Genomic DNA, 22665 nt, shown 5'->3' on the forward strand with positions numbered 1-22665 from the left:
AGCTGACCCACCTGAGCCTATCCATCCGGGCGATCCAGTTGATCAAAGGGCTTAACACGGCCGCACTGGCTAATCTATGTGTTTGTTTTGCTATACTATAATACAACTATAACAAATACTGCGTAGGTTTACGGCATAACCCACGCAGTGACCACTTTATCTAGGTCCACAGACGATACGTTTCCCCCTGCGACAGCAGATCAATTAATTGACCATGACCAGACCCAGAAAACAACTTATCCGCGTCGTCTTTGACGTGGTCGACGAAGACAGACACCAGATCCGGTCAAATGAAGATCTTTCGGTGGTGGCAGCGGATCCTGATGAGGCCATTGACTGGGCATTCGCTGAAATGCAGCGGCAATTCAACCGCGCCGACATTCTGCTCACCCGGGTACGGATCTGCGCCTGATGGCTATAGCTCGCCAGTTGCCAGGCGCATACTTCCTGAAACGGGCGTTGGTTGAATTAGTATGATAAGTATGCCTTTCGGGCTCCGTCAGCCAGGGGCCAGGCCCAGAAGGTAGATTAGGGCGAGCAAATGATCGAGGCGTGCCGACCAATCTGGAGCCACTGACCCTTGCGCTTGAGCCAAATATTGGTAAACCGCCGTTTAGTCGGCTGGCCTGCTTTTGCCTCCTGAAGGTCATGTTTGGCCACAAACAGCTCATAGCCCATCGTGATGACCAGATCCTGCTGGACTTGCATGGTTTCAATGATGCGCTCAAAGGAGCTGTAATCAATTAAGCCCTGCTTTTGATTTTTGAATACAGCAGCGCGGTTCTGGGCGATGGTGTTGCGGGGCGTAGTAACCATAAATTCAGGGGCCCAAATTTGGGTAAGTAAAGTGGTATCGGCGGTCAAGATGCCTTTAACCCCAATCTGCTCCAGATCTTTGATGGTTTTTTCAATGTCGGCCTTAGACTGGGCCTGGCTGAGCAAACCAGTCAGTAGGAGCACACTACTCCACAGGAATCTAAGCATAGAAGTCGTTGGTTTACGCTCAGCAGGATCTGCAGGCATCTCCTTGATGCCTAACCAGGGTCAACCCTGCAAGCCGTTTGGGCCTCAATATGGTGGGGGAATTCCAGCTAGTGAATTTGCTTTTAGTAAACGGTAAAACAAGGTTTAGTCAGGTTTATAGGGGCCCATAGGCTGTCCACGGCAGCAGTAGTGGCTTGCCGTGCCACCCATTCATCAAACTCATGAGCTTTCTAGCAGATGCTCTGCCCGCCCGGTCGTTGAGCGCTTTATTGACCTCTGGGGTAAGCGGGCGGCTGATCAGTCTGCGGGCGGGGCATGAGCGGGCGGGAGCTGGCCACCTTGCTGGGCAGAAGCGAAATTGAGCTCAGCCAGTGGATGATGGGCAACCATGACTTTATGCTTCGTAGTATCGCCGCTCTGGAAATGGCCCCGGGCGAGGAGCCGCTGAGGGTGCCCGGCCTGAAAGTAGATCACATGGCCCCGGAAACGTTTTTTATCGATAGACAAAAGCAAGCTTTTCCGCTCCAGCTTTCGTAGTTTGCTGACAGGTGTCTGCTCCCTATCGTATGTATAAACAACTGCTCCTGTTACTCTTGTTACTCCTGGCTGGCTGTACTAGTCGCAAGAAGACCACCGTGGATCCCTTTCACTACGACCCCAAGGCCTACGAGCTAGTTAAGCTCCATTATCAGCTCGAGGGACAGGGCGATACGACCCTGGTCTTCATTCATGGCTGGAACCTGGATCATACCTACTGGCAAGAGCAAGCCCGTGAATTTAGGTCCTCCTACCGCTTGGTGTTACTGGATCTGGCCGGATGCGGGGCCTCGGGCACCAACCGCATTAACTGGACCGTCGAGAGTTTTGCCCGGGACATAACGAGCATTCTTAAAAAGGAGCGGCTCAGCAACGTGATCCTGGTCGCTCATTCGATGGGGGGCGAAATCGCCCTGGATGTAGCAGCGACTAACCCCCGAACGGTCATCGGTATCATTGGCATTGATAACCTCAAAGAGGTGGGCATGACCCTCAAGGATGGAGACGAAGAAGGGATACAGGCGTACAGCCGGGAGTTCATGGCCAACTACCCAAAGATGGCCGAAGCCATGGCCCGGAGCATGATCGTTTCAAGAGACAGTGCCGTGGTCCACCGGATCGTGACCAGTTACCGGCAGGCAGATCCCCGGATCGCTGTGCCTACCCTGCTGAATTTGTACCCCAAGGCCGCTGCCGCCAAATACAAACTGCAACAGATGCCTTTTGCGATGCAGTTTATCATGAGTACCAATTCGCCCTATGATGAAACGGCCCTGAAGACCTATTGCAAACAGGGATACCGAATTGTCAGGCTGGACAGCGCAGGGCATTTTCCTATGATCGAGCGGCCCCGGGCCTTTAACAACGCTCTGCACGAGTTACTAGCGGGCCGGTAGTGGCATAGCTTCAGTAAAGCTCTTTACTGATCGGATAGCTATTAATAAGCCTCCATAACATACTAAGAACGGACGTTCTTAGTATGTTATGACACCCCATACCCTGCCAAGAACTACTCAAAAAGGCGGAAAACGACCAGTAGAGACATGTGAAAAGTAAGGCCTTCTATAGCAATCGAGTAACTGTAAGCCTTAGAAGCACTTTATTATTTGCTTCCTAAAGTCTTCTAAAACTCGAATAAAATTTTACACACGCTTTAATCTTTATATTAGAATAGCAATATAATGTGCTAAATCGCTAGTATACGAGTAGTGCGAGAAGTCCACTTAATAAATAGGTAATAGAGCTTAATGTAACTATCATACATTAGCACTACTCATTCCACCTAGTATGAACTCGAATATATGTTAACTTTCAAAGAATACCAAGCACGAACAAAAGCTACTGATCAAAGGCCAGCAGAAGACAGACAGATACATCATTATCTGATTCCATTGTTAGGGCTGTTCGGTGAGATTGGTACGGTGGCGGCAGAATACAAAAAGAGATTAAGAGATAAAAAATCATACAATGGATATAGAGATAAACTATCAGAAGAACTTGGAGATGTCTTATGGTATTTGTCGACAATAGCAAATGATATGAATCTAAACTTAGAAACTATTGCTCAAAAAAACTTACAAAAGACAATTGATAGATGGCCAAATAAAACAGATAAAATCCAAACTATCTATTACGATAGTGAATATAGCGAGAATGAGCAACTTCCACGCTTAATGAAGGTTGACTTCTCGACTGATGAGACCAACAAAGTTAGAATGGTAATAAACGGGGAACCCGTAGGAAGTAGTTTATCAGATAATTCCCACATAGATGATGGTTATCGTTTTCATGATGTCTTCCATTTGTCGTACGCAGCTAATTTAGGTTGGTCTCCAGTTCTACGTGCACTTCTACACAAAAAGCGCAAGTCAAATGCTAAAATTGATGAAGTAGAAGATGGAGCAAGGGCCTGTATTATTGAAGAAGCTGTTTCCGCTTTAATATACGATTATGCAGAAAAACATAATTACTTAGAAAGCGTGGACTCTATTGACTATGAATTTCTAAAGACAATAAAGTCAATAGTAGGAAATTTAGAGGTATGTAATGCGTCATCGAGTCTATGGGAAAAAGCTATAATTGATGGCTTTTTAGTTTTTAGGCAATTAAGAAGCTTAGGAAGTGGAACTGTTGAAATCAATATTGAAACGAAAAAAATTGAATTGATTAAATAAATGCCTAATATAATCACGTCCGATAGTTGTTCAGATGCATGGATTGCAGCAGTAGAATATATTTTAGAAAATGGTAATGGTGAAAACTTAATTATACACATAACTGCACCAAACACAACAACTCATGCGGATATAGACCTGCTGAATCCAAAACTGGCAAATGGTAATAATATTCATGATGTAATAAATACAATTTTTCCTTTTAAATTTTGGGAGAGAAATAGCTGGAAAGACAGAAATAGCTTTTATGATACTTACCTCTTACTACATAACAAAAGCCGAAAAAAAAGATGGGGCACATATTTTCAGAGATTAATCTCATTTGGTAATGTTTACCAAAACCAGCTTGAAAATATAATTAAGGCTATCATTAGCAGAAAAACCAACTATTCTTCAGCCTACACTTTACACATAACTAGTTGTAGTATAGACAATAACACAATGATTATGGGTGGGCCATGCTTACAATACATACAAATCCTACCTAATAGTAAATCAGTCAACCTTGTAGCGGTTTATCGAAATCACGATTATTTTAATAAAGCCCTAGGTAACTTTGTTGGTTTAACACGACTATTGACTTTCATATGTGAAAGCGTAGGAAAGGCATCAGGCAGTGTTACTTGCCACTCAATACATTACTATATCGATAACAAAGTGGCGGTTAGATCTGTTGTTAACCATTATAAATCAAGATGTTATGATAATAATAAACAATGAATTCGACGCATTATGTGCGGGAGTTGCACAATGTAGTTTGTGTAGCAGGATGTCCGATAGTAAAAGAGTTTTGAGTAGGGCTTCTGGCGCTCTTGATGCAGATATAATGTTCATAGGAGAGGCCCCTGGAAGATTAGGAGCGGATGGAAGCGAAATCCCTTTCCATGGAGATAAATCAGGTCATAATTTTGAAGAATTGTTAAAATTTGCATCAATAAGTCGCTCTAGAATTTTTGTAACAAATGCAGTTATATGTAATCCTAAAGATGAAAAAGGAAATAATTCTACACCAACTAAGCAAGAAGTAATTAGTTGTGCCAATAATTTGAAATTACAGATAGAAACGATTCAACCTAAAATCGTAGTGACATTAGGAGCAGTAGCTTTAGAAAGTACAAAATATATTGAAAGCCATTCACTCACTCTGAAAGATGGTGTAAGAAAATCCTTCCAATGGTTTAATCGTACTCTTGTCCCTCTATATCACCCAGGACAAAGAGCGATGTTGCATAGAAGTTTTGCAAATCAAAGATCAGATTATCAGTATTTGGCTGACAAATTAAAGGCAAATTATAAAGACCGTTATATCAATACGGACGTAAAAGCTGATGTTTTGCATATAGTTAATATTATACTTGATAAAAATCCAGTGATTTCTTATTTCTCATTACACAAAATTTTTTATCTTATTGAGTTAAGGTTTTTTCAAGTAGAGGGCGAAAGGTTAACAGATGCTTACATTATAAGGCAGAAAGATGGTCCATATGTTACAGATCTCCACATGCACAAATTAAAAAACAGCATAAATAACTTGTCATTTTTTAATAAAAACGGTATACTTTTTTTGAAAAAAGAATTTTCTCTTTTTAAAGAAATAATTACTATTGAGAACAGCAGAATTGAGAATATTGTTGAGGATATATTGCAAGACTGTCTTGGTAAAGATCACGCTCAATTAAAGACAAAAGTTTATATGACAACTCCTATGAGAAAGATTTTAAAGTTAGAGAAAGACAATGCGTTAAACCTATACAATACTCCAATTAATTTTCAAACGGTAGATTGATTCTAGTATGGCATTTTCGGATAATGATGATATAAGATTGATTTCTAGTGAAAATATTTCTCCTTTCAGATATGAAAGGATAAAAAATGCTTGTTATGAGCTTTCTCTTGGTGAAGAGTATTTCATTACAAACAATACGGACAGCACAGTCAAAATTATTTCTCCACCGGGAAAGCAACTAGAGATAAAAGCTGGGCAATTTGCTTTACTAATTACTGAAGAAAAAGTTACGATTCCTAAAGATAAACTTGCTTTCATTTCAATAAAAGCTGGGGTAAAGTTTAGAGGTTTAATTAATGTTTCAGGATTTCATGTCGATCCTGGCTTTACTGGAAGATTAAAGTTTTCAGTATATAATGCTGGACCAAGGAGTATAGTTCTTGAAAAGGGAGAACCTTACTTTCCTATCTGGTTCTGTGACTTAAAATCACCTTTGTCGAACGATGAGTCATATAATGGAAGTCATCAAAGACAAAATTCCATAAATGGAGATGATATTATGAGGATTCAAGGTGACCTCGCCTCACCAAGTGATATATTAGATAAAATAAAGGTTCTTTCTAAAGAAACGGATAATAATATCAAGCAAGTAGATACCGAGTTATCTAATAAGATTAGAGATTTGGAAAGAAAGGTTTTAAATTTAGATTGGCTTAAAAGAATTATTATAGTTATTTTGATTACAGGCGTATCAGGCTTTTTAATTAAATACTTGTTTAATGACAAGTTATCTCCTTCTAAAGAAGAAAAAGTTTTAGTCGATGAAAAAGTTATTCAAAGCTTAATTAACCGCAAAGTGGATAGTATTTTTGCTGCAAAACAAAAGAATATAGTTGTGCCCAAAAAATAATTATAGCAATTCATCGTAAACGGCCTTAGTTAAAAGGTCAACAGCAAATTTTTTGTCTGTATAATTAATAGCAGTGTCTTTCAGTACTTTAGTTAGGAATAGTGAAGATGCTTTTGTTAATTTAATCGCAATATCAAATAGAAATAAACTATCATCTAAATAATCGTCATATGTAATAGGTATTTTTTCTCTGAATATTTTTTTTATGTCCGTAGGTTTCGATTGTCCTTTACTGTAGCTGAATGTAAACACCCCACCATGATGAACGATTAAATTTCTTTTTTTTAATATTAAATCAAATTTCAAGCAATCATCTTTAGTGAATGGTGTGACTTGAATTAAGTCTTGAAACAAATTATTTATTTTTTTTGCAGATCCAAAATCTTGTTTCTCTGTCACTAGAAAGCTAAGTGATTCATTAAAGTTATTTTTAATTGCGATTATATCGTTTAAAAAGAAAGTTATCTCGGGTCTTTTCTTGGAAAAATCATGTAATAAATCTGGATAAATACTCGTTAAAGCGGCAAAAGTATGTTTACAGAAAGCTTCAAAATGTGATATTATTCCTATAGTGCAAACTTCAATTGCTGCATTTCTTTCCCCAAACATTTCCTTATCTTCATAACAATTTGCTATCTCGCTTAAATTATGAAACTCATGTTCAAATAACAAAAATGGGGAATAGCTTCCGATGAAATACTTAGATCCAGTAATTATATTATTCATTCAAAAAAAGTTTTACTTTCCACTGTACCTAACTACTTTGTCAAATTTTGCAGGATCGTTATAAATATAATTTTGTCTCCATCTACTCCTAATCCATTCTATTAAAGGCATGAATTGCATTTCATCCTTGACTCTAGTGTTGCCTCTTTTTATGATCAGCTTTTCAATATTAATTTCAGGAGGAACTATTATTGGTTTTTTTCCAAAATAATAAAAATTGTCAGATATTAATACAAACTCACTCTTAGTATCGTTTTCATAATTAATAGGATTAACAATGCCTTCATCATAACTATGATGCGAATCTACTTGTATCCACTTATTGATCTCTAGATCTTTGTAATAAATATTATCTCCGTAGGCTTTAACTACACTTGCTTTCATATTCGGTTTCTTGATTTGAAACCGAATATCATGCCAGTAATCTTCAAAATTTATTTTTTCACTTACATTCATTATGTAAATGATTTTTCTTTCTTCAAAACTTCTAGAAGCAAAGCCCACAATCCAATCACCAATTTTTGCCTTTTCTCTAATCATAGGTTTGCAAGTTGCGAGCGTGCAATACCCGTGAAAAGGATTAGGCGCAAAGCCATGATCTCTCGTGATAATGTAAGAAAAACATTCCATTCATTTACAGGACTTCGGTTTCGAAATTTTTCCTAGGGGGGTGGTGCGTGCTTGCCCACTCACTTCTTGCCACACTTCAACTTCTTTTTCTATTGCATCAATGATTTGTTCATCGTCACTTTTGATCAATCCTTTATTTGCATATTTCTTTAGACTTTCTGGTATATCGTCCTCGTCAATATCGGATAACATAACTCCTAGTATGTCTTTGCTCCCACGATGTGCTATCTCAACCATATTGCACATATCTTCATTTTCATTTGAATCTTTATCAATAAAGACTATTAATAATTCCGCCCACTCAGTACATAATCTAAATACTTCTTCAAGGTCGTACTGACTATCTTTTGCTATCTTACCTTGCTCAATCAAATAATCTAAACAGTCTGTTTTTGAACTAGCATCTCTGAGGATGTAGCCTTTTTCAGATAATAGCTTTTTCAATGATAGAACTTCACTGCCACTAGCCTTTGAAAAGCTTATTAATACATTCTTCATCTATTTTATGTTTTCGTGATAGAGTACAATAATACGAAAATTTATGAATTTAATTCTATTAGATTCATTTCATCACGTGATGAATTTGATATTATTTTGGAGACAGTCAAAATGTGATGGCTAGCTAATCAATTCGATAGTTTGTGATTATCTAATAGATCATCATACTATTGGCTAGTTTCATATGTGGTTTTAATCGTAATTGATTTATCTTCTCCCCCGCTTCTGCGTCACCGACACGATATTATATATCTCGTATACTTCTGATAAGCGGAGATCGAAATCAGGATATGACCCCTTATCTGGATTTGTGGAAACGCACGTAATAACACCTTCTTCCACATTATGATTTGAGATACGCTTAGTTAGGATACCATCCTGGTGTACTATAACGTAGTCCTCAAAGCGGTGCAGGTGAAACTTACTCTTCCATAGGGTTTTCTCAATAGCGCGGCCTACTACGATGTCCCCAGCGCAGATCGCGTCGCGCCGGTCATTGTCCATACTATCGCCCCTTACTTCAAAAGCGCGGTACTTTCCTGTGTGCCGCTTGGCAACGATAAAGGAGTGCTTTGGTAGCTCCTGAAGAAACTCAGCATCATTATAGCCTGAGAGGTAGCCCGCGTAAGCAAACTGATCCACCAGAGGAATGGTCATTAGGATCTGTCCGTCTGGCAGATCCTGAAACTCACTACCAGCCCAGCTTTTATGGACTTCACCTTTAGTGGTCATATCGATGCGTACAGCATCTGTGAATTTTGGCTCTCTAGGTAACAAAGCTTCAGGTTGAACATCTAGCACTTTAGCTATCGCTTGCAAGTCTGCCACCTTCTTTATCGCACTTGTGGAAAGAATCCCTGAGAGTTTTCTGGGGCTAATACCTATAGCTGCCGCAAAAGTGTCCTGATTAAACCCTTTTTCCTTATATAATCTCTCAACTGCGAACTTGTCAATAGTCATTGATAGTCAAGTAATTGCAAACTATTTTGCGACTTATCGCAAAATAGAGCTTGAAAAACTTGCGAGATTTGCGACTTCTCGCAATATTTGTAGCATAGTAACAGCACAAATGTAACGCGAGATGGACACCACACAAGTAGTTGAGCAGCCAACCGATGCGGGCTTTAGCCAACGGTTGAATAAGGCCTACAAGCGGGTATCGCCCAATCTACGGGCGTTGGCCCGCCGGGATTTCTGCCAGTATCACGGGGTGACCGATGATAGTTTTCGCTCTAAGCGCACGGGCCAGCGAGGCTACGTAGCCACCGAGGCAGAATGCGAATGGATGGAGGCCTACAAACCACAGATCAATCCGGCCTGATCCTATGCAAACCGCACTGAACACGGCTACTCCGGTAGCCTATCCGATAGCCCCGGCGCTGGATTCTGCTAATCTTACTGTGCCGGTCGTTTCGACCCAAGCTGCTGTGCCCCTACCTGATGAGGCCATAAAAGAGCACGTACTGGACGCTATTGCCCTGCTGGAAGCAAACTTGACCAATCCCGCACTCAACGCCCTGTGTAGCGTGGCTCTTAGCTGGTATCTGGATATGCTCACCGGACAGCAAATAGCTAATCTGAGCGAGCGTATGCAATTGCTAATTCAGCGCGTGGCTGTTCAGCATTCGGCCCTTGCGGCCTAAGTCCTGGCCTTCTAGTCAAGCCTACTTATTTCTCATAAAAAAGCCCTGATCCTGTCTCGTACACAGGATTAGGGCAGTAAACCGATTCGCACAGATGAATCACACAAATGTAGTCAGGAGCGGCCAAAACGCCAGCCCCGCCCCAGCCAATGGCCTCAGCGGTCCCCCTAGCCGCTTCACCCAGATCAGGGCTTACCAGCAACTCGCCAAAGTGCGCCTACGAGAGCGCCTGTCGGGCTCGGCCACCAGCGCCACGCTGTATGATTTGCTCATGCGGGACCAGCTCACCTTCATCAAGCTCAACTCCCATGCCTAGCCCCCAGACCAAGCCCAGTGCGGCTAACCGGCCCATTCCAGCCGCCGGGCCGCACGATCCCGACATGCAACTGGTGCTGCGCCGGTTGCGCGATCTCTACGCCCAGCGCCTGCACTGGCAGCAGGGCAAGAACATGGCCCTGTTGATCCGGCCCTATAGCACCGTGGAAATCAGCCTTGACCCGGTAGAAAGCCTGGTGGTCAACTGCGAAGAGCCCGAGGCGCATTTGCTCTCGGTGCCCTTAAACGCGCTGATCGATCACTACGAACAAGTGTTATGGCTGGCCAAGATCCCCCTGCCCTCGCTATGAGCACGCTCGCCCTGACCGTCATCGGGCTAGTGGTCGCCTCGCTGGTCATACCCGCCCTAAAAGGAGCGTTTACCAACCCCTTAGACAAGCACTTTCATGACTAGTCCCCCCTGCCCTTATGTGGAGGCGGTGGACCCCAACCTCCAAGCCGTGGCTAGTGAGTCTTTACACTGGCTGCACCTGGGCGAGCACACCTGCGAGCTGCGCAGACTAGCCAGTGAGCCCCAGCTGGACGGCTTTGATAAGCCCACTACCCAGCTGCTGGGCCGAATTCAGTACGATGCCGACATGGAGCAGTACCTGGGCTACGTCCACGCCTGGCCCCCTACGGATCAGGCCCCGCCCCTGATGCTGGTGTCCGTGCGCTTCCATAAGCTGCTGGCCCAGAATGAAGTGATCGACTTTCTGCTGATTACTAACCGCCTCTGACTGATGGCTACCTTCCACTCCCTCTTAAAAAGCTTTGTGCAGCGGCACATCGCCGCCCCCGGCCCCCTGGCCTCCCCCATTGTCCCCACGGTGATCGACAGTGCCCAGCGCTGGCAGACCCACTTTGTCTGCCCCCAAGCGCTGGCCACCGTGCGCCGCCTGATCGATCAGGACATGCTCCGCTGGCTGGACCGCCAGCCCACCTACGTGCCCGAGCGATTGCTGCTAGTCGTGGAGCGATTAGTCCCCCAGGAGTACGGCATGGTGGTGCTAACGCACGAGGCCTGGGTGACCATCTCCCACGCCCTGATCACCTACGAGATCGTCCAGGAGCAGCTGCGCGGCGTGCCCATCCTGGAGGGCACCGAGCCCGCCCTGGTGCTGTGCCACCTGGCCTGCGTGCGAAACGTACCCCGCGAGCTGGTAGCCTGAGCGCGGCCTGGCCGCTTTCACAATATTCAGTGCTGACCTGTTCCTCCCCCGCTCTCGCCCCGATCATTGCCCCCCTGACCTCCTAAGCCCTTTTCAAACCTGACCATATGACTACTGCCCGCGCCTCTCGTCCCCCGCCGTCCTGCTAGAGGACCATATGCTCCCCCAAGCCCCCCGCTGATTGCAAGCAGCTGCCTGGCTTACACCCGCTATATCGCCTGAGATTTACCCCTCTAGCGCTTGACCAACTCCTCTATGCCCCGGTCGCAGAACCGGTTTTTTTCAGCCAACAAACCGCAGTTATTCGGTTAGGAGTCCTGTTGTCCTGACACGAATGTGACAGAAGTTATTCTATTGATTACTCCCCGTTACTCCTTGGTTAACCTGTTAACCACCCAAAAAAACGCCAAAAAAAAGTGTCTAACCCCGGCCTCGTCCGGCCACAACAACGCAACACAAACGCCTTATGACCGCTTCAAACGCTTCCAATCGCCCCCAGCCCCGCGCTTTTTCCCCCGTTAAATTCAAATCCGACCCCCAGGCCAGCTCCTTTCGCTGGGAGATCGATCTGACCCAGGACGGCCACAATAGGGTCTCCCTAATCGAGGGCTACTCCAAGGGCCAGGGCTTTGAGCTCACCAACAAAGCCGAGCTGCTGATGCGCAAGATCACCAATCCCCTCTCGCCCTATCTTCAGAAGAGTGATGAGATCCGCGTCTATGAGAACCTGAAGGAACTACCCACCGGCAAGCTGATGCAGGTGCCAAAACAGGATCAGGTCTGCATTCTGATTCTGTATAGGACCAACTACAAGGCCCTGAGCTGGGTGCGCCACACCGACCCCCTGCTGGAGCACCTCAATAGTCTTTACACGCTGCTCAACGCCACGGGCCGTCTGCCCCAGGAGCGCTCCACCAATGCCAGAAAGAAAGTCTGGTTTCCCGAGCTGGACCACTCCAAGTACACCTTCGCCAATCAGGAGGAGCTCAAGGTGTTTTGCCGGTCCATGGTCGAAAAGCATGGTTCGGCCTGCATGGCCAAGTGGTGGAATGCCCACCTGGGCATGCAGCCCGAGCTGACCACGCCCGGCCCGGCCCTGTTGCAGACGCCCCCCACGGGTAGCGAACACCAGGCTACCCAGGCGGCCACCCAGGGCCTGTATGATAAGTTCAATCAGCGCTAAGTCCCTATGAGCCTAGCCGAGGAGATCAGAGGCTTGCCTCTGGCCACGCTGCTGGACTGCCGGGAGCACTACGAGCGGGCCACTCGCCCGGAGCGCTCCCCCCTGGGGCGGGCCATTTGCCTCCATACGCTACAGCTGATCAACCGGGAGCTTACTCGGCGAATGCCACCCTTGCCACCCATGCCAGGTGAGCTTGTGTCACTACCTAGTCTGCCTGTCCTATCGCTGCCCTGTCCCCTTCAATGACTAGTACCAGGCGCTTGCCTACGCCCCTGCCCAGTCTGCATTTTCGCGGGCTGGGCAGACCCGTGCCCATGGGGCAGATCCTGCGCTTTGAGGCGGCGGATAACTACACCCGCATCTGGGTGCAGGGCCAGGTCCGCCCCCTGCTGTATGGCTACACCCTGCGGGTGATGTGCCAGCGCTTTCCTTTCATGGCCCGGGTGGCTAAGTCAACAGCGATCAATCCGCAGCACGTGCAGCTAACGCCAAACCCCCGGCTGATCCTGTGCGATCAGCAGCCGCTTTGGATCTCGCGCCACTACCAGAAGCGGGCTTTTGCCGAGCTTCAGCGAGCACGGCAGGTAGCTGGTTTATAGGTACTTATGAAAAACAGGTGCATTATCCTCAAGTTATTGCTATGTAACAAAAGCGGTGATTTAGCTTCGTAAGCGGGTGATGGCTACCGCTGTCCATTTCCCCTTTACTCAGCTAACTCCCCTCTTTTTATGCCTTCAGTATCCCCAACCCCCGCCTTTACCCAGGCCCTCTCGGCGCTCTGCCGCCAGCATGGCTACGATGAGTTTGTTGCCGCCAGCTTTGAGCCCGCCACGGGTCAGCTGCTGATCGCCGCCGGACCAAGTGTCCCTCAATTAACCCCCGCCATGCAGGCTATCCTGGAGGGCTGCCAGTCGATCCGGGCCACCTATCAGGATCGCCACCGCTCCATTGAGGAGGAGGATGACGACGAGGAGTACCCCGATGAGCCCTACGAGCTGGACTAAGCCGGTTGCTCCTGGCGTGGCCAGGCAGGTCAGTACTATCACAGCGTGAGAGTGGTGACCTGTCAGCCCCCCTGGCCAGATCCTAGCTTTATGTCCTCTTGATTCAGCCCCGCTTTTGGTTTCTATGTCCTCCTCTGCCTCTTGCCGTAGTCTGTCTTTGCCCGTCACCCCCCTGGTCAAACGCATCATCCTGGCTTCTACCAAAGGAGAGGCCCTGTTTGTCTCCCGCGAGCAGCGCAAGCCCTTCAATCCCTATTCGGCGTATCTCTTCGCGCTGCTTCAGCGCGAGCGCCGGGCGGCCGATGGGCAGGCCATAGCCGATGAGGCGCTTACCGAAAGCCTGACCATTCACATCCCCGAGTGGCAGATGCGCACGGGTTGTATTGAGGGGATCACTCCCGCCCGGGCGGTGGCCTTCAATACGTTTGTGACCAATTCGTTTCGTCAGCGTTTGCGGGAGGAGATCGAGCTGCGACTGGAGACCACCCGGTTTCTCAAAGAGGCCGCCGAGCTGGCCCTGGCCCGCTGGGGCATCGATGAGGATACCTATCCCCTGAGCGCGGCGATCCGCCACTATACCCGTCACCGGGTCGAGGCCGCCGGGGAGGCACTGGACTGATTATCCCTGCTAGAGTAAGCGTTTGTTGCCAAGTTGCGTGTCGTGCAAAGAGGATCGTTCCGATTGGAGCGGTCCTCTTTTCTTGGGGTTCAATTGGGGCCAGTCCGACCAGTGACTACTTGTAGCTTAAGCGGCCGAGAGAGGCCATCTGACAAATTACAGATAGTCTTTTTAATAGAACAATTCTGACAATTAATTGTACATACACTAGTATATACCAGCACTAACCCAGTCTGTCATGATTACTAGTCCACTCCACGTCCTGCTTGTCGATGATGATGAGGAGGATCAACAACTCGTTGCTCAGGCCCTGACCAGTGCTATTGACCAGATTACCGTCCAGCCGCTGAGCTCGGGGCAGGCGCTGATTGACTGGCTAGCCCAGCAGCGTAGCACGGTCGGCCCCAGCTCTGAGCTCGCGCCGGTCACCATCATTTTGCTGGATATGCACATGCCTACATTGAGCGGGCTGGAAACGCTGGATTACCTGGGTGATATGAGCCAGCTCCCGTATATGCCCGTGGTGATGCTGACCGCCTCTATGAGTGATCAACTCAAGTTAGAAGCCTACCAGCGGGGCATTCACCTGTTTATGCTCAAACCAACGGGATCACACGGCTTTTACCGGGTCGTCGAGGCCATTAAGTTATGCTACCGGGATGCCCTGCGCGTTCGGGAGCGGGATCGGCTACGCCGCGATTTTCACTAACCTGGTCTATTGAGCTTTATTAGTCCCATTGCCTCCGGGTGCTGCGTCCCCTGAAGATCGGAAGAGGTGGCCTGGCCTGCCAACCGATCACCGCTGCTGGTGCCTAGTTGACAGTTTATCCTCAGGCTGCGTGGAAGGACTGGCACTGCCACTCTTTTTCATACAAGTAAAATATATAATTGGGGCACACCAGGAGATAACAACCAAAATAGGCCCGCCAAGCTGCGCTAAACCGGCTAAACAAATGGGTTACCTGCCTGTTTATAATACAAACAAAACATACGCTATGAAAATCGCAGTCGAAGAAGGACAGGACAAAGCGCTCCTGGAAGACGGTCAGCAGCCAGTCACCATTACCGCCATTGACGAGGGAGAAAGCGAATACAAGGGCATTCCCTTTTTCGCCGTCCGCTTTGAGAACGAGCAGGGCTACGTATCCCACCGCTTCTACCAGTCCCAGGCCGGTATGCCCGCCATTATCAGCTTGTTCAAGGAGGCGGGTATTGAGGCGCAGTCCGAGAAGGAGCTGGATACCAAGCAGCTTATGGGCAAGCAGCTCACCATCGAGGTGGGCGAGCGGGCCTACAATGACCCCCAGACGGGCAATGAGCGCACCCTGAAACAGGCCATTAATTTTCTGGCCAGTTAAGCGGGTCCAGGGGAGTACACCGGCGTGGCGCTGGGCTACCTTGGCGGCGGCCCAGCGCCATCCTGCCTTAGGGGCGAGTGGCCGGGCCAGTGGCCAGCAGGCGGGCGGCGTGACGCCGGATCAGAACCGAGCCCGTTATTGTCGTCACCATTGTTGCCAGCAGCACCAGGGGCCAGAATTGACCCACCGGCAGGGTCCGGGTGAGGGTCTCCGCCCAGAAGGCGGCGTACAGACCCACCACTGACCAGTTCATGAAGTAGTAATGCCAGTAGATCCAGCGGGTGATCCGGCTCCGCAGCAGGGCCGGGACCATACCGCCCGTCAGGCAGAGCAAGCTCAGGACGGCCAGCCAGTGAAAGGGCCCAAACCGCCCAAACAGGTGATAGATCAACAAAGCCGTCAGATTCAGCAGCAGCATACTGGCCAGGTAGGCGTATCCGGCCCGCTTGTGGAAGAGGCCCCCTTTGGGCCTTAGCAGCACGAGGCTACCGCTGAATAGGGCCACCAGGGCAGCCAGCAGGTGAATTAGGCCAGTGGTCGAATGAAACATGGGCGTGGGCGATTGAATGCGTTCAGGTCCCAAACCTATAGCGGGCCGGTGGACCAGGCACCCTCTTTTTGACCAACCCGGCTTTTGGGGGCGTCAAGGGGGCAACCAGTGGCGTGAATGCAGGCCTGTTCCCTTGACGATTTGAGACGCGTTCTTTGGCTTGACAATGCCGCTTAGTAGCTTAGGGGCCCGTAGTCTTCCTAACTGCTGATGCTTCTTGTCGCCTCTGTCTTATCGCTGATCGTTGGAGTCATTGGCTTTACGGTCACCAAAACCAACGCCCGCTACCTGCTCTCGGGCTACAACACCCTGTCGGAGCAGGAGCAGCAGGCCCTGGACCTGGAGGCCTACCTGCGGTTTTTCAAACGCTTTCACCTGACGCTGGCCCTGAGTCTGCTGCTGGGCGTCTGGGGCCTGCGCCTGGTAAACAACAACTGGGCCAGCCTGTTTATGACCCTGTATCCGCTGGGGGCCTACGGCTACTTTCTGCTTAAAGGAGCCTCATTTTACAAGGGATCCACCCGCCAGGGGGCAGGGACTTATCTGGCGGGCGGGGCGCTGCTACTGGTCATGGGTCTGGCGGGCAGTCTCAGGGATTACAAAAGCAGTGAGCTGGTACTGGGCCAGAAAAGCCTGGAAATTACGGGCTCCTACGGGTTGAGCCTGGCCAGAGAGCAGGTCTACGGACAGGCGCTGGTCGAGCAGCTTCCTCCCATCGCCTACAAGGTCAATGGCTTTGCGGCCGGTGATTACGCCAAGGGACGCTTCAAGGTTAAGGGCGGAGCCGTAGTCTGGCTTTTTGTCAATAAAGGGGCCGGTCCTTTCCTTCGCCTAAAGACGGCCAGGGGCGAGATCTATTACAACCACGATGAGCTGGCCATGGATGCCTTGAGCAAGCGCCTGGCGCAGTGGCTCAACGCCGGGCGCTGACTCAGTACGCCCGTAGCAGTGTCCCTGAGTCACTAATCAACTAGCGGCTACAGCTATCCTGCCATAGGCTTCCTCTGGCGCGTCTTGGGCCTTACCTGTCCGCCGCTTGTAGCAAGTCCTGGTGGCCTACGCAAGGCCGCCGACTAAGGCGTGGCGATTGATGATATACTCAAATAATAGTAGCGATAGCCCACCGGACCACCCGTTGACTGCTCGTCGGCGTAGTAGGTGCCGCTAAAGCGTACCTTGGTCAGTTCCTTCTGGTACTCAGCGGGTAGATTACAGGTGAGTCCCATATCGGCCGAGTCCATGCTGGTGGCCACCTGAATGCCGTAACTTCCTCTAGCGCGGTCGTAATAAACCGTGCCCAGCAGCTGGGTTGCCTGGCCAGCCAACGCCCCCGCGTTAGGACAGGCCGGGGCCAGGTCTTGCTTGCAGCCATCCGAAAGCAGCAGTATCCCCAGCGATAAAAGGAGAACAGATTTCATTGATTTTGTTCGTTACCCACTACCATGACCCCGCCTCCTGCCAATGGGTTGGCAAGAGGCGGCCAACATTTCGTTTTCCTGTCCTTGCAGCTGGCAGGCGCAAGGTCTCTCTTCGACCATTACAGTTCTGATAACCACTACTGGGTGGGGGCCAGAACTCCAGCGTTCAGCCTTATGATTTCCACCGCTAACACCAGGTAAGGTCCCCTGGGCGTACTCATTCGTCCGAAATTGGGTATTTGCGCTAGTTTTGGGCAGTTTACGCTATTCGTTGGGCTATCTGCGCGGGGAATACTCCGCGCATCAATGGGACCTTATACGCCCGAAAATTTCCCCGCCTCGTTTATATTGGGGCCTTTGCCACCCGCTTACCCTATGCCTCCATCACCCGCTTACCAAGCACGGGCCGTTTTGATGCTCAGTTGCCTGCTGCTTGCCACCCTCTGCCCGGCCCAGACCAGCCAGTACCTGGCTGATCTGGCCGCCCTGAAAACGGTGCTGCAACAAACCCGCTCCTACAAAGCCCAGATCCGGGGCGACAAAGAGCGGGCCTACCAGGCCCTCTACCGGCAGTTGGCCCTGGATACGGTCAGCGATCCCCGTAGCCTGCGCTACTTTACCAACCTGGCGCGGCTTGTGTTCCCCCTCAGGGATAACCACCTGGGCTTCCACCAGACCACCGACTTCAAACAGTTCAGCACTCAGGCCCGCATCGATAGTTTTACGACCACCCGCGAGTTTAAGGCCTACCCGCGCTACGTCATCAACCTGGATTCGCTAAGGGGCAAGCTAAGGGGAAAGCCCCTGGATTCCCTGGCGGGCATCTACCACTACGGGGAGCTCTATTCGGTTGGTGTTTTCGGCAGTGGCCCCGGGGAGTACACCGGCGTGGTCCTGGAGTCAAAGACCAGGCTCTGGCAGCCAGGCCAGATCGCCCTGCGTTTGTACGCCCATGCGCCCGGCCGCTACAAGGCTATCTACGGCCACCCGCTCTTTAAGATCCTGATGCTTCAGCCCGTGGAGCGCTACGTCAATCACTCGCTGGTTAACTCCAGCTTTTACGGCTCTTCCTACGAGGGGGTCTACGCCAAAGAGCCCGGCCAGCCCCCTTACGTTACCCTGCCCCGGCGGGGGCCTAAGTTTGCCTTCCGTGACCTGGACCAGAAGGTGCAGTACCTGTTGATCCGCAGCTTTCAGCAGGCCAACGCCCGCAGGTCCCGGGCTTTTTATGATTCGGTGCGTCAGGTGCTCAGGGCTCCCAATCTGATTGTGGATCTGCGCGATAACGAAGGCGGGTCCGATAAGGAGGCCAGAAAATACGTCAAGCTCCTAAGGCGGTACGCCCGGCAGGGCCATCAGCTGTATGTGCTGCTCAATAATGGCACGCTCAGCCAGGCGGAGATTCTTACCCTGAAGCTGGCGGGCCGCCGGGGCGTGCGGACAGCGGGGCAGACGACCCGGGGCATGCTGGGCTACGGCAGCAACTACGGCCGGATGCAGAAATTGCCCAGTGGCCAGCTGGAGATCTACCCCACGGACATGGATAACGGGGCCAGACTGCTGCGCTACGAGGATTACGGGGTGGAGCCCCAGCTGGTGCTTCGCCCCGACTCCAGCTGGATCGATCAGCTACTGAAGATTATCCACGCTCAAGAAGCTGTGACGATGTACCGGCAATGAGCTAAGCTTATCCTACTACTCCATGATCACACCAGTCCACACGCGCATGCTGATTCAATGGCTTGTCCTCCTGCTGATCAGCGCGGGTAGCCTGCCAGCCCAGGCCCAATCCGGCACGGTTACCCAGCACACCCAGGAACGTGCCCTGCCCACTGGGCTGAGCCTGCCCACGCTGATTGTCGGCCATGGCACCCCCAGGGGCAGCGTGATTGGCACTCCCTACTTAGACAGTACCTGGCAGCGGGGCACGATCCGCTTTTACCGGCCCCTTAGCCCAGTTACCAGCGTTGATTCGCTGGCCCAGGTGCTGATACGGCTTGATCTGTCGACCTACGACACCGAAGTCAAGGCCAGTGCCCAGAACATTCGGCTGGCCAAAGCAGCCAGCGTTCGCTCGATCCGGTTTACGGACGCTCAGACCGGCCTGTACGTCAACACCCGCGACTACGCGCCCCTTCCCAGCCCCCTGACGGGTTTCTTCGAGCAGGTAGCGGTAGGTTCCTTGACGCTGCTTTACTACCCGTATCTCTACCGCATCAAGGCCAACTATAACGTGGCCATGGGCACGGGGTCCGCTCAGGATGAGCTGCTGCACAAGCAGGCCTGGTACGTGGCTGAGAAGGGGCAGGTACGGCCCTTCTCACCTGGCAGAAAGGCGCTGCTTGCCCTGATGGCGACCAGGCAAAAGGAGATCGAGGCTTATCTGAAGCAGCAGCAGCCGGATCTCAAATCCCGGACGGACCTGAAGGCCCTTTTCGAGTATTACAACCAGCTGTAGGGCAGCTCAAGCGACAGAGGCAGTATAGATTGCCGGAATCCATGATGGGGCTCATTGCTAATCCATCAACGAAGTCTAACATAAAGCTAATTATAGAACAAATGTCATTCGAAGATTTCCTTCTGTTACATTCAGAAAAGTCCTCTAAATTAAGCGTATTCACAGACACAGAATTTTTAGAAGATAACCGTGATGCGCCAGTTACAAACCTTCAAATCGAAGAAATTGAAAAGGAATACAATGTAGTTTTCCCTACAAATTATAAAGAGTTTTGTAAAAAGTTTGGAGGGGGATATTTTGGCTATACAATGGTGTACTCACTAGACAGAACTGGAGAATGGTTTATTTTCGATAAACTAGATGAAATCGTATCTTATGGTTATTCCTTATCAGCTAAATTTCTCCCCTTTTCAGACGACCAGACGGGAGGGATATATTGCTTCGTTCGAGAGGGGGTTGTCATAAAAGATGAACTGGTTTTTATTGATGAAGTAGAGGATATAGAAGAAATGCCTTCTTCGAACTTTATTGAGTGTCTTCTGCAAAGAGCCTACATGTAGTATAAAGAGTGTCATAGGCAAACATAACTGCACTTATACAACAGGTTTTACGGCCATGAAGAAGTTCTTGTTTACTATCCTTGCTTGTTTGGCTAACGCTTTCCTTAGCTATGGCCAAGATGGCTTTGTAGCAGGTAATCCTGAGTTAGCTTATTGGCAAGTTGGTAAAGAGAAAGAAACAGTCATTGTCCTACATGGAGGTCCAGCCGCACAACACGCTTATTTAAGGCCCGAATTCGATGCATTAAGCAAAGTAGCTAAAGTCATTTATTATGATCAAAGAGGATGTGGTAAAAGTGCTAAAGCCGATACCTATATTTGGCAGGAACACGTGAAAGATTTAAAACGAGTTATAAAAATACTTGGCCAGGACAAAAAAGTCTATTTAGCAGGCTCCTCTTGGGGAAGTACATTAGCTATGATTTATGCCTATATACATCCAGAAGATGTCAAAGGGCTAATTTTAAGTGGAACATATCGCTGGGAAGGTGAAGCCATGACCCCTTACGCCTACTCTATTTATCAAAGAGATATATTGCCATCCAGATTAGTTTCCAACAAGATTCGCCTGCGTGAGCAAAAGCTTGTCCAATACAAAGCCAAAAATGGCCAGCTTATTGACACGCTAATCTCCATTAATAAAGAGGCTGAAATCTATACAGGATACCCTCAAACTGAAACGAGAAAGAGCTTTGTTACTGCTCCGTTAAGTGACAGCTTAAAAAAAATCATGCTTCCCGTACTTCTTTTTAATGGCACTGAACATTGCGAAATTGAGGATTGGGGGGAGCAGTATGCAAAGTTACTTCCTCAAGCAGAGCTGTATACTATAATCGGTGCCTGCCATGATCCTTGGTTCAGTAACCCCGAAAATTTTTTTAATCAATGTAAAGTATTCATTAAAAGGATCACAAACTCTAATTAAAATCTCTTAACATAACAATAGTTATCAGACGCTCCTTTAGAAGGTGCAATCCTTATCACTTCTTGATGAGCATCTGGATTCTGTACTTTTGATGGTTATGAAGACAATCATTCTTCTTCAGTTAATTCAGAATAATAAATATCTAGCCGTACTTTCATATCGTACCAGTCTTCTAATATAAATAAGCAAACCCTCTCTTTAACAAGTAATCTGAATATGTTGTCGATATGTGCGTCAGTCAATTCGTCCATAGAGGCAATACGGACTAAGTTGAAAAGAGGTTGCGTGTCAACGTAAATACCTCGCGCACACTTTATAAAAGCGGGTAAAACACAAGAATACCAGTAGTGATATACCATGTCACTACCGGTATTCTTTCAAGAGGCGTTTTATACCTACGATTATGTAAAGGGAATAAAGAAAGATTTTCAAAAATATCCCCGTCCGAAGTTAGAGTACTGTATAGTCCAATTCTTACCTTCTAAGCTGTTAACATATAGATATTTGTATCCATCTCGCAATTTAAAATGAGCGCAGCCATTAGATGTGTTAATGACTATTTCCTCATTCGATTGTGCCTTTACTTTTAATTGCCCAGCTAGACCGCTTGATTTTGTAACCATGTAGCCTTTTGCCAAGGTCTTGTTAGCAACTGATACAGATACGGTGTCTTTGAAGTCAAGCTCAAATGTAAATACCCGTAGCGAGTCAGAGTTGAAAGGTTCTATGTTAGAAGGATGTTGTTCGTTAACATAGACACTCTCCGAAACAGATTGACACTGTGATTCGATTGTTGGATCACAACCCAAAAGAGTAGTAATCGAACAAATGACAGCTAAGAAAGAAGTAAGTCGTGTCATCATATTGAAGATTTATGGTGAGACCCATTAAACGACCTATGAGTTGTAATAAAGCTGTTATACAAGTGAAGTTATGGTTAAAAGCGTTGACTGACAAGCTATAACGTCAGTAGCCGCTTAAGCGATTAAGTGCATAAACCTTAGTTTTACAACCGTACGACGTTGGTTGTATCGTTGTAAAATCAGCTATCGCCAGGCCTGTCGATCCCCTTTGATGTCACCCCTGGTTCGAAACGCGGTTACTACAATTGGCTGGTTGTTGCCCGTACAGGGCCGCCTTTCCCGCTGATAGTGAAGGGCCAAAAATCGGGCTAAATAAGGCGTTTTTAGCCTGTTTTACCGCCGGTTTTACGCCCTGCTGAGCCAGTATATTTCCCACAAAAGCCAGGTCAGCAGTGGATCTTCCAACTTTTCT

34 protein-coding genes are annotated in these 22665 nt (G+C 48.3%); 26 read left to right on the forward strand and 8 right to left on the reverse strand.

Annotated features, from left to right (window positions below):
- Positions 1-214 precede the first annotated feature (214 nt).
- The gene (locus tag J2I46_RS31135; protein ID WP_207333021.1) at positions 215-412 is read left to right on the forward strand and encodes a hypothetical protein; all 198 of its coding nucleotides are present in this window, start codon (positions 215-217) and stop codon (positions 410-412) included.
- Positions 413-528: 116 nt separating this feature from the next.
- Here J2I46_RS31135 and J2I46_RS31140 read toward each other — a convergent pair whose 3' ends face one another.
- Positions 529-984, reverse strand: a complete 456-nt coding sequence (locus tag J2I46_RS31140; RefSeq protein ID WP_207333022.1) for a nuclear transport factor 2 family protein — start codon at positions 982-984, stop codon at positions 529-531.
- A gap of 221 nt (positions 985-1205) precedes the next feature.
- On the opposite strand from J2I46_RS31140, the gene J2I46_RS31145 reads away from it, so the two are divergent.
- The 7 genes from J2I46_RS31145 to J2I46_RS31175 all read left to right on the forward strand — a co-directional run bounded on the left by J2I46_RS31145 (position 1206) and on the right by J2I46_RS31175 (position 6331).
- Positions 1206-1346, forward strand: a complete 141-nt coding sequence (locus tag J2I46_RS31145; RefSeq protein ID WP_207333023.1) for a hypothetical protein — start codon at positions 1206-1208, stop codon at positions 1344-1346.
- 34 nt (positions 1347-1380) lie between these two features.
- The gene (locus tag J2I46_RS31150) at positions 1381-1521 is read left to right on the forward strand and encodes a hypothetical protein (protein ID WP_207333024.1); all 141 of its coding nucleotides are present in this window, start codon (positions 1381-1383) and stop codon (positions 1519-1521) included.
- Positions 1522-1550: 29 nt separating this feature from the next.
- Positions 1551-2417, forward strand: coding sequence for an alpha/beta fold hydrolase (locus J2I46_RS31155; protein WP_207333025.1), 867 nt, complete (start codon positions 1551-1553; stop codon positions 2415-2417).
- Positions 2418-2822: 405 nt separating this feature from the next.
- Positions 2823-3695, forward strand: a complete 873-nt coding sequence (locus J2I46_RS31160) for a nucleoside triphosphate pyrophosphohydrolase family protein (protein WP_207333026.1) — start codon at positions 2823-2825, stop codon at positions 3693-3695.
- Positions 3696-4415: a thymidylate synthase family protein gene (locus J2I46_RS31165; RefSeq protein WP_207333027.1), complete on the forward strand. Its 720-nt coding sequence runs from the start codon at positions 3696-3698 to the stop codon at positions 4413-4415. It abuts the gene before it with no gap.
- 49 nt (positions 4416-4464) lie between these two features.
- On the forward strand, positions 4465-5481 hold the full coding sequence (locus tag J2I46_RS31170; protein ID WP_207333028.1) for a uracil-DNA glycosylase family protein: 1017 nt from the start codon (positions 4465-4467) through the stop codon (positions 5479-5481).
- 7 nt (positions 5482-5488) lie between these two features.
- Entirely contained in the window at positions 5489-6331 is an 843-nt protein-coding gene (locus tag J2I46_RS31175; protein WP_207333029.1) for a dCTP deaminase domain-containing protein, read from the forward strand.
- Here J2I46_RS31175 and J2I46_RS31180 read toward each other — a convergent pair whose 3' ends face one another.
- The 4 genes from J2I46_RS31180 to J2I46_RS31195 all read right to left on the reverse strand — a co-directional run bounded on the left by J2I46_RS31180 (position 6332) and on the right by J2I46_RS31195 (position 9145).
- Positions 6332-7057, reverse strand: a complete 726-nt coding sequence (locus J2I46_RS31180) for a hypothetical protein (RefSeq protein WP_207333030.1) — start codon at positions 7055-7057, stop codon at positions 6332-6334.
- A gap of 12 nt (positions 7058-7069) precedes the next feature.
- Positions 7070-7687, reverse strand: coding sequence for an Nmad2 family putative nucleotide modification protein (locus J2I46_RS31185; RefSeq protein ID WP_207333031.1), 618 nt, complete (start codon positions 7685-7687; stop codon positions 7070-7072).
- On the reverse strand, positions 7688-8185 hold the full coding sequence (locus J2I46_RS31190; RefSeq protein WP_207333032.1) for a hypothetical protein: 498 nt from the start codon (positions 8183-8185) through the stop codon (positions 7688-7690).
- Positions 8186-8392: 207 nt separating this feature from the next.
- Positions 8393-9145, reverse strand: a complete 753-nt coding sequence (locus J2I46_RS31195; protein ID WP_207333033.1) for an XRE family transcriptional regulator — start codon at positions 9143-9145, stop codon at positions 8393-8395.
- Positions 9146-9266: 121 nt separating this feature from the next.
- Between J2I46_RS31195 and J2I46_RS31200 the strand changes: the two genes are divergently transcribed.
- The 13 genes from J2I46_RS31200 (at position 9267) to J2I46_RS31260 (ending at position 15479) form a co-directional block, all read left to right on the forward strand.
- A complete protein-coding gene (locus J2I46_RS31200) occupies positions 9267-9506 on the forward strand; it encodes a hypothetical protein (protein ID WP_207333034.1) in 240 nt (79 codons plus the stop codon).
- Between the two features lie 4 nt (positions 9507-9510).
- Positions 9511-9828, forward strand: a complete 318-nt coding sequence (locus tag J2I46_RS31205; RefSeq protein WP_207333035.1) for a hypothetical protein — start codon at positions 9511-9513, stop codon at positions 9826-9828.
- 94 nt (positions 9829-9922) lie between these two features.
- Positions 9923-10144, forward strand: a complete 222-nt coding sequence (locus J2I46_RS31210) for a hypothetical protein (protein ID WP_207333036.1) — start codon at positions 9923-9925, stop codon at positions 10142-10144.
- Positions 10137-10454 (forward strand): hypothetical protein, encoded by a 318-nt coding sequence (locus tag J2I46_RS31215; protein ID WP_207333037.1) that lies wholly within the window; start codon positions 10137-10139, stop codon positions 10452-10454. Before J2I46_RS31210 ends, J2I46_RS31215 begins: the two co-directional genes overlap by 8 nt.
- 96 nt (positions 10455-10550) lie before the next feature.
- The gene (locus J2I46_RS31220) at positions 10551-10883 is read left to right on the forward strand and encodes a hypothetical protein (protein ID WP_207333038.1); all 333 of its coding nucleotides are present in this window, start codon (positions 10551-10553) and stop codon (positions 10881-10883) included.
- Positions 10884-10886: 3 nt separating this feature from the next.
- Complete coding sequence (locus J2I46_RS31225; protein ID WP_207333039.1) at positions 10887-11315, forward strand: hypothetical protein; 429 nt, start codon at positions 10887-10889, stop codon at positions 11313-11315.
- A 466-nt stretch (positions 11316-11781) separates the two neighbouring features.
- Entirely contained in the window at positions 11782-12498 is a 717-nt protein-coding gene (locus J2I46_RS31230) for a hypothetical protein (protein WP_207333040.1), read from the forward strand.
- Positions 12499-12504: 6 nt separating this feature from the next.
- Positions 12505-12744 carry a hypothetical protein gene (locus J2I46_RS31235; protein ID WP_207333041.1) on the forward strand — a complete coding sequence of 80 codons (240 nt, stop codon included), beginning with the start codon at positions 12505-12507 and terminating at the stop codon, positions 12742-12744.
- A complete protein-coding gene (locus tag J2I46_RS31240; protein WP_207333042.1) occupies positions 12741-13097 on the forward strand; it encodes a LytTR family DNA-binding domain-containing protein in 357 nt (118 codons plus the stop codon). The genes J2I46_RS31235 and J2I46_RS31240 overlap by 4 nt, the downstream gene beginning before the upstream one ends.
- A gap of 129 nt (positions 13098-13226) precedes the next feature.
- Complete coding sequence (locus tag J2I46_RS31245) at positions 13227-13502, forward strand: hypothetical protein (protein ID WP_207333043.1); 276 nt, start codon at positions 13227-13229, stop codon at positions 13500-13502.
- A gap of 157 nt (positions 13503-13659) precedes the next feature.
- Positions 13660-14121, forward strand: a complete 462-nt coding sequence (locus tag J2I46_RS31250) for a hypothetical protein (protein ID WP_207333044.1) — start codon at positions 13660-13662, stop codon at positions 14119-14121.
- A gap of 238 nt (positions 14122-14359) precedes the next feature.
- A complete protein-coding gene (locus J2I46_RS31255; RefSeq protein WP_207333045.1) occupies positions 14360-14830 on the forward strand; it encodes a response regulator in 471 nt (156 codons plus the stop codon).
- A 286-nt stretch (positions 14831-15116) separates the two neighbouring features.
- A complete protein-coding gene (locus J2I46_RS31260; RefSeq protein WP_207333046.1) occupies positions 15117-15479 on the forward strand; it encodes a hypothetical protein in 363 nt (120 codons plus the stop codon).
- A gap of 67 nt (positions 15480-15546) precedes the next feature.
- Here the strand turns inward: J2I46_RS31260 and J2I46_RS31265 are convergent, their stop codons facing one another.
- Positions 15547-16029 carry a DUF2306 domain-containing protein gene (locus J2I46_RS31265; RefSeq protein ID WP_207333047.1) on the reverse strand — a complete coding sequence of 161 codons (483 nt, stop codon included), beginning with the start codon at positions 16027-16029 and terminating at the stop codon, positions 15547-15549.
- Positions 16030-16239: 210 nt separating this feature from the next.
- On the opposite strand from J2I46_RS31265, the gene J2I46_RS31270 reads away from it, so the two are divergent.
- Positions 16240-16959 (forward strand): DUF3784 domain-containing protein, encoded by a 720-nt coding sequence (locus J2I46_RS31270; RefSeq protein WP_207333048.1) that lies wholly within the window; start codon positions 16240-16242, stop codon positions 16957-16959.
- A 143-nt stretch (positions 16960-17102) separates the two neighbouring features.
- Here the strand turns inward: J2I46_RS31270 and J2I46_RS31275 are convergent, their stop codons facing one another.
- Positions 17103-17447, reverse strand: coding sequence for a hypothetical protein (locus J2I46_RS31275; protein ID WP_207333049.1), 345 nt, complete (start codon positions 17445-17447; stop codon positions 17103-17105).
- A 375-nt stretch (positions 17448-17822) separates the two neighbouring features.
- Here J2I46_RS31275 and J2I46_RS31280 point away from each other — a divergent pair, with 375 nt between their 5' ends.
- The 4 genes from J2I46_RS31280 (at position 17823) to J2I46_RS31295 (ending at position 21390) form a co-directional block, all read left to right on the forward strand.
- The gene (locus J2I46_RS31280; RefSeq protein WP_207333050.1) at positions 17823-19127 is read left to right on the forward strand and encodes a S41 family peptidase; all 1305 of its coding nucleotides are present in this window, start codon (positions 17823-17825) and stop codon (positions 19125-19127) included.
- Between the two features lie 22 nt (positions 19128-19149).
- Entirely contained in the window at positions 19150-19905 is a 756-nt protein-coding gene (locus J2I46_RS31285; protein ID WP_207333051.1) for a hypothetical protein, read from the forward strand.
- A gap of 101 nt (positions 19906-20006) precedes the next feature.
- Positions 20007-20465, forward strand: a complete 459-nt coding sequence (locus J2I46_RS31290; RefSeq protein WP_207333052.1) for an SMI1/KNR4 family protein — start codon at positions 20007-20009, stop codon at positions 20463-20465.
- Between the two features lie 55 nt (positions 20466-20520).
- Positions 20521-21390, forward strand: a complete 870-nt coding sequence (locus J2I46_RS31295) for an alpha/beta fold hydrolase (RefSeq protein WP_207333053.1) — start codon at positions 20521-20523, stop codon at positions 21388-21390.
- Between the two features lie 1077 nt (positions 21391-22467).
- Here J2I46_RS31295 and J2I46_RS31300 read toward each other — a convergent pair.
- The coding region (locus J2I46_RS31300; RefSeq protein ID WP_207333054.1) for a hypothetical protein at positions 22468-22665 on the reverse strand (198 nt) is incomplete at its 5' end.

This window comes from Fibrella forsythiae (assembly GCF_017353175.1).
GTDB classification, from domain to species: Bacteria; Bacteroidota; Bacteroidia; order Cytophagales; family Spirosomataceae; genus Fibrella; species Fibrella forsythiae.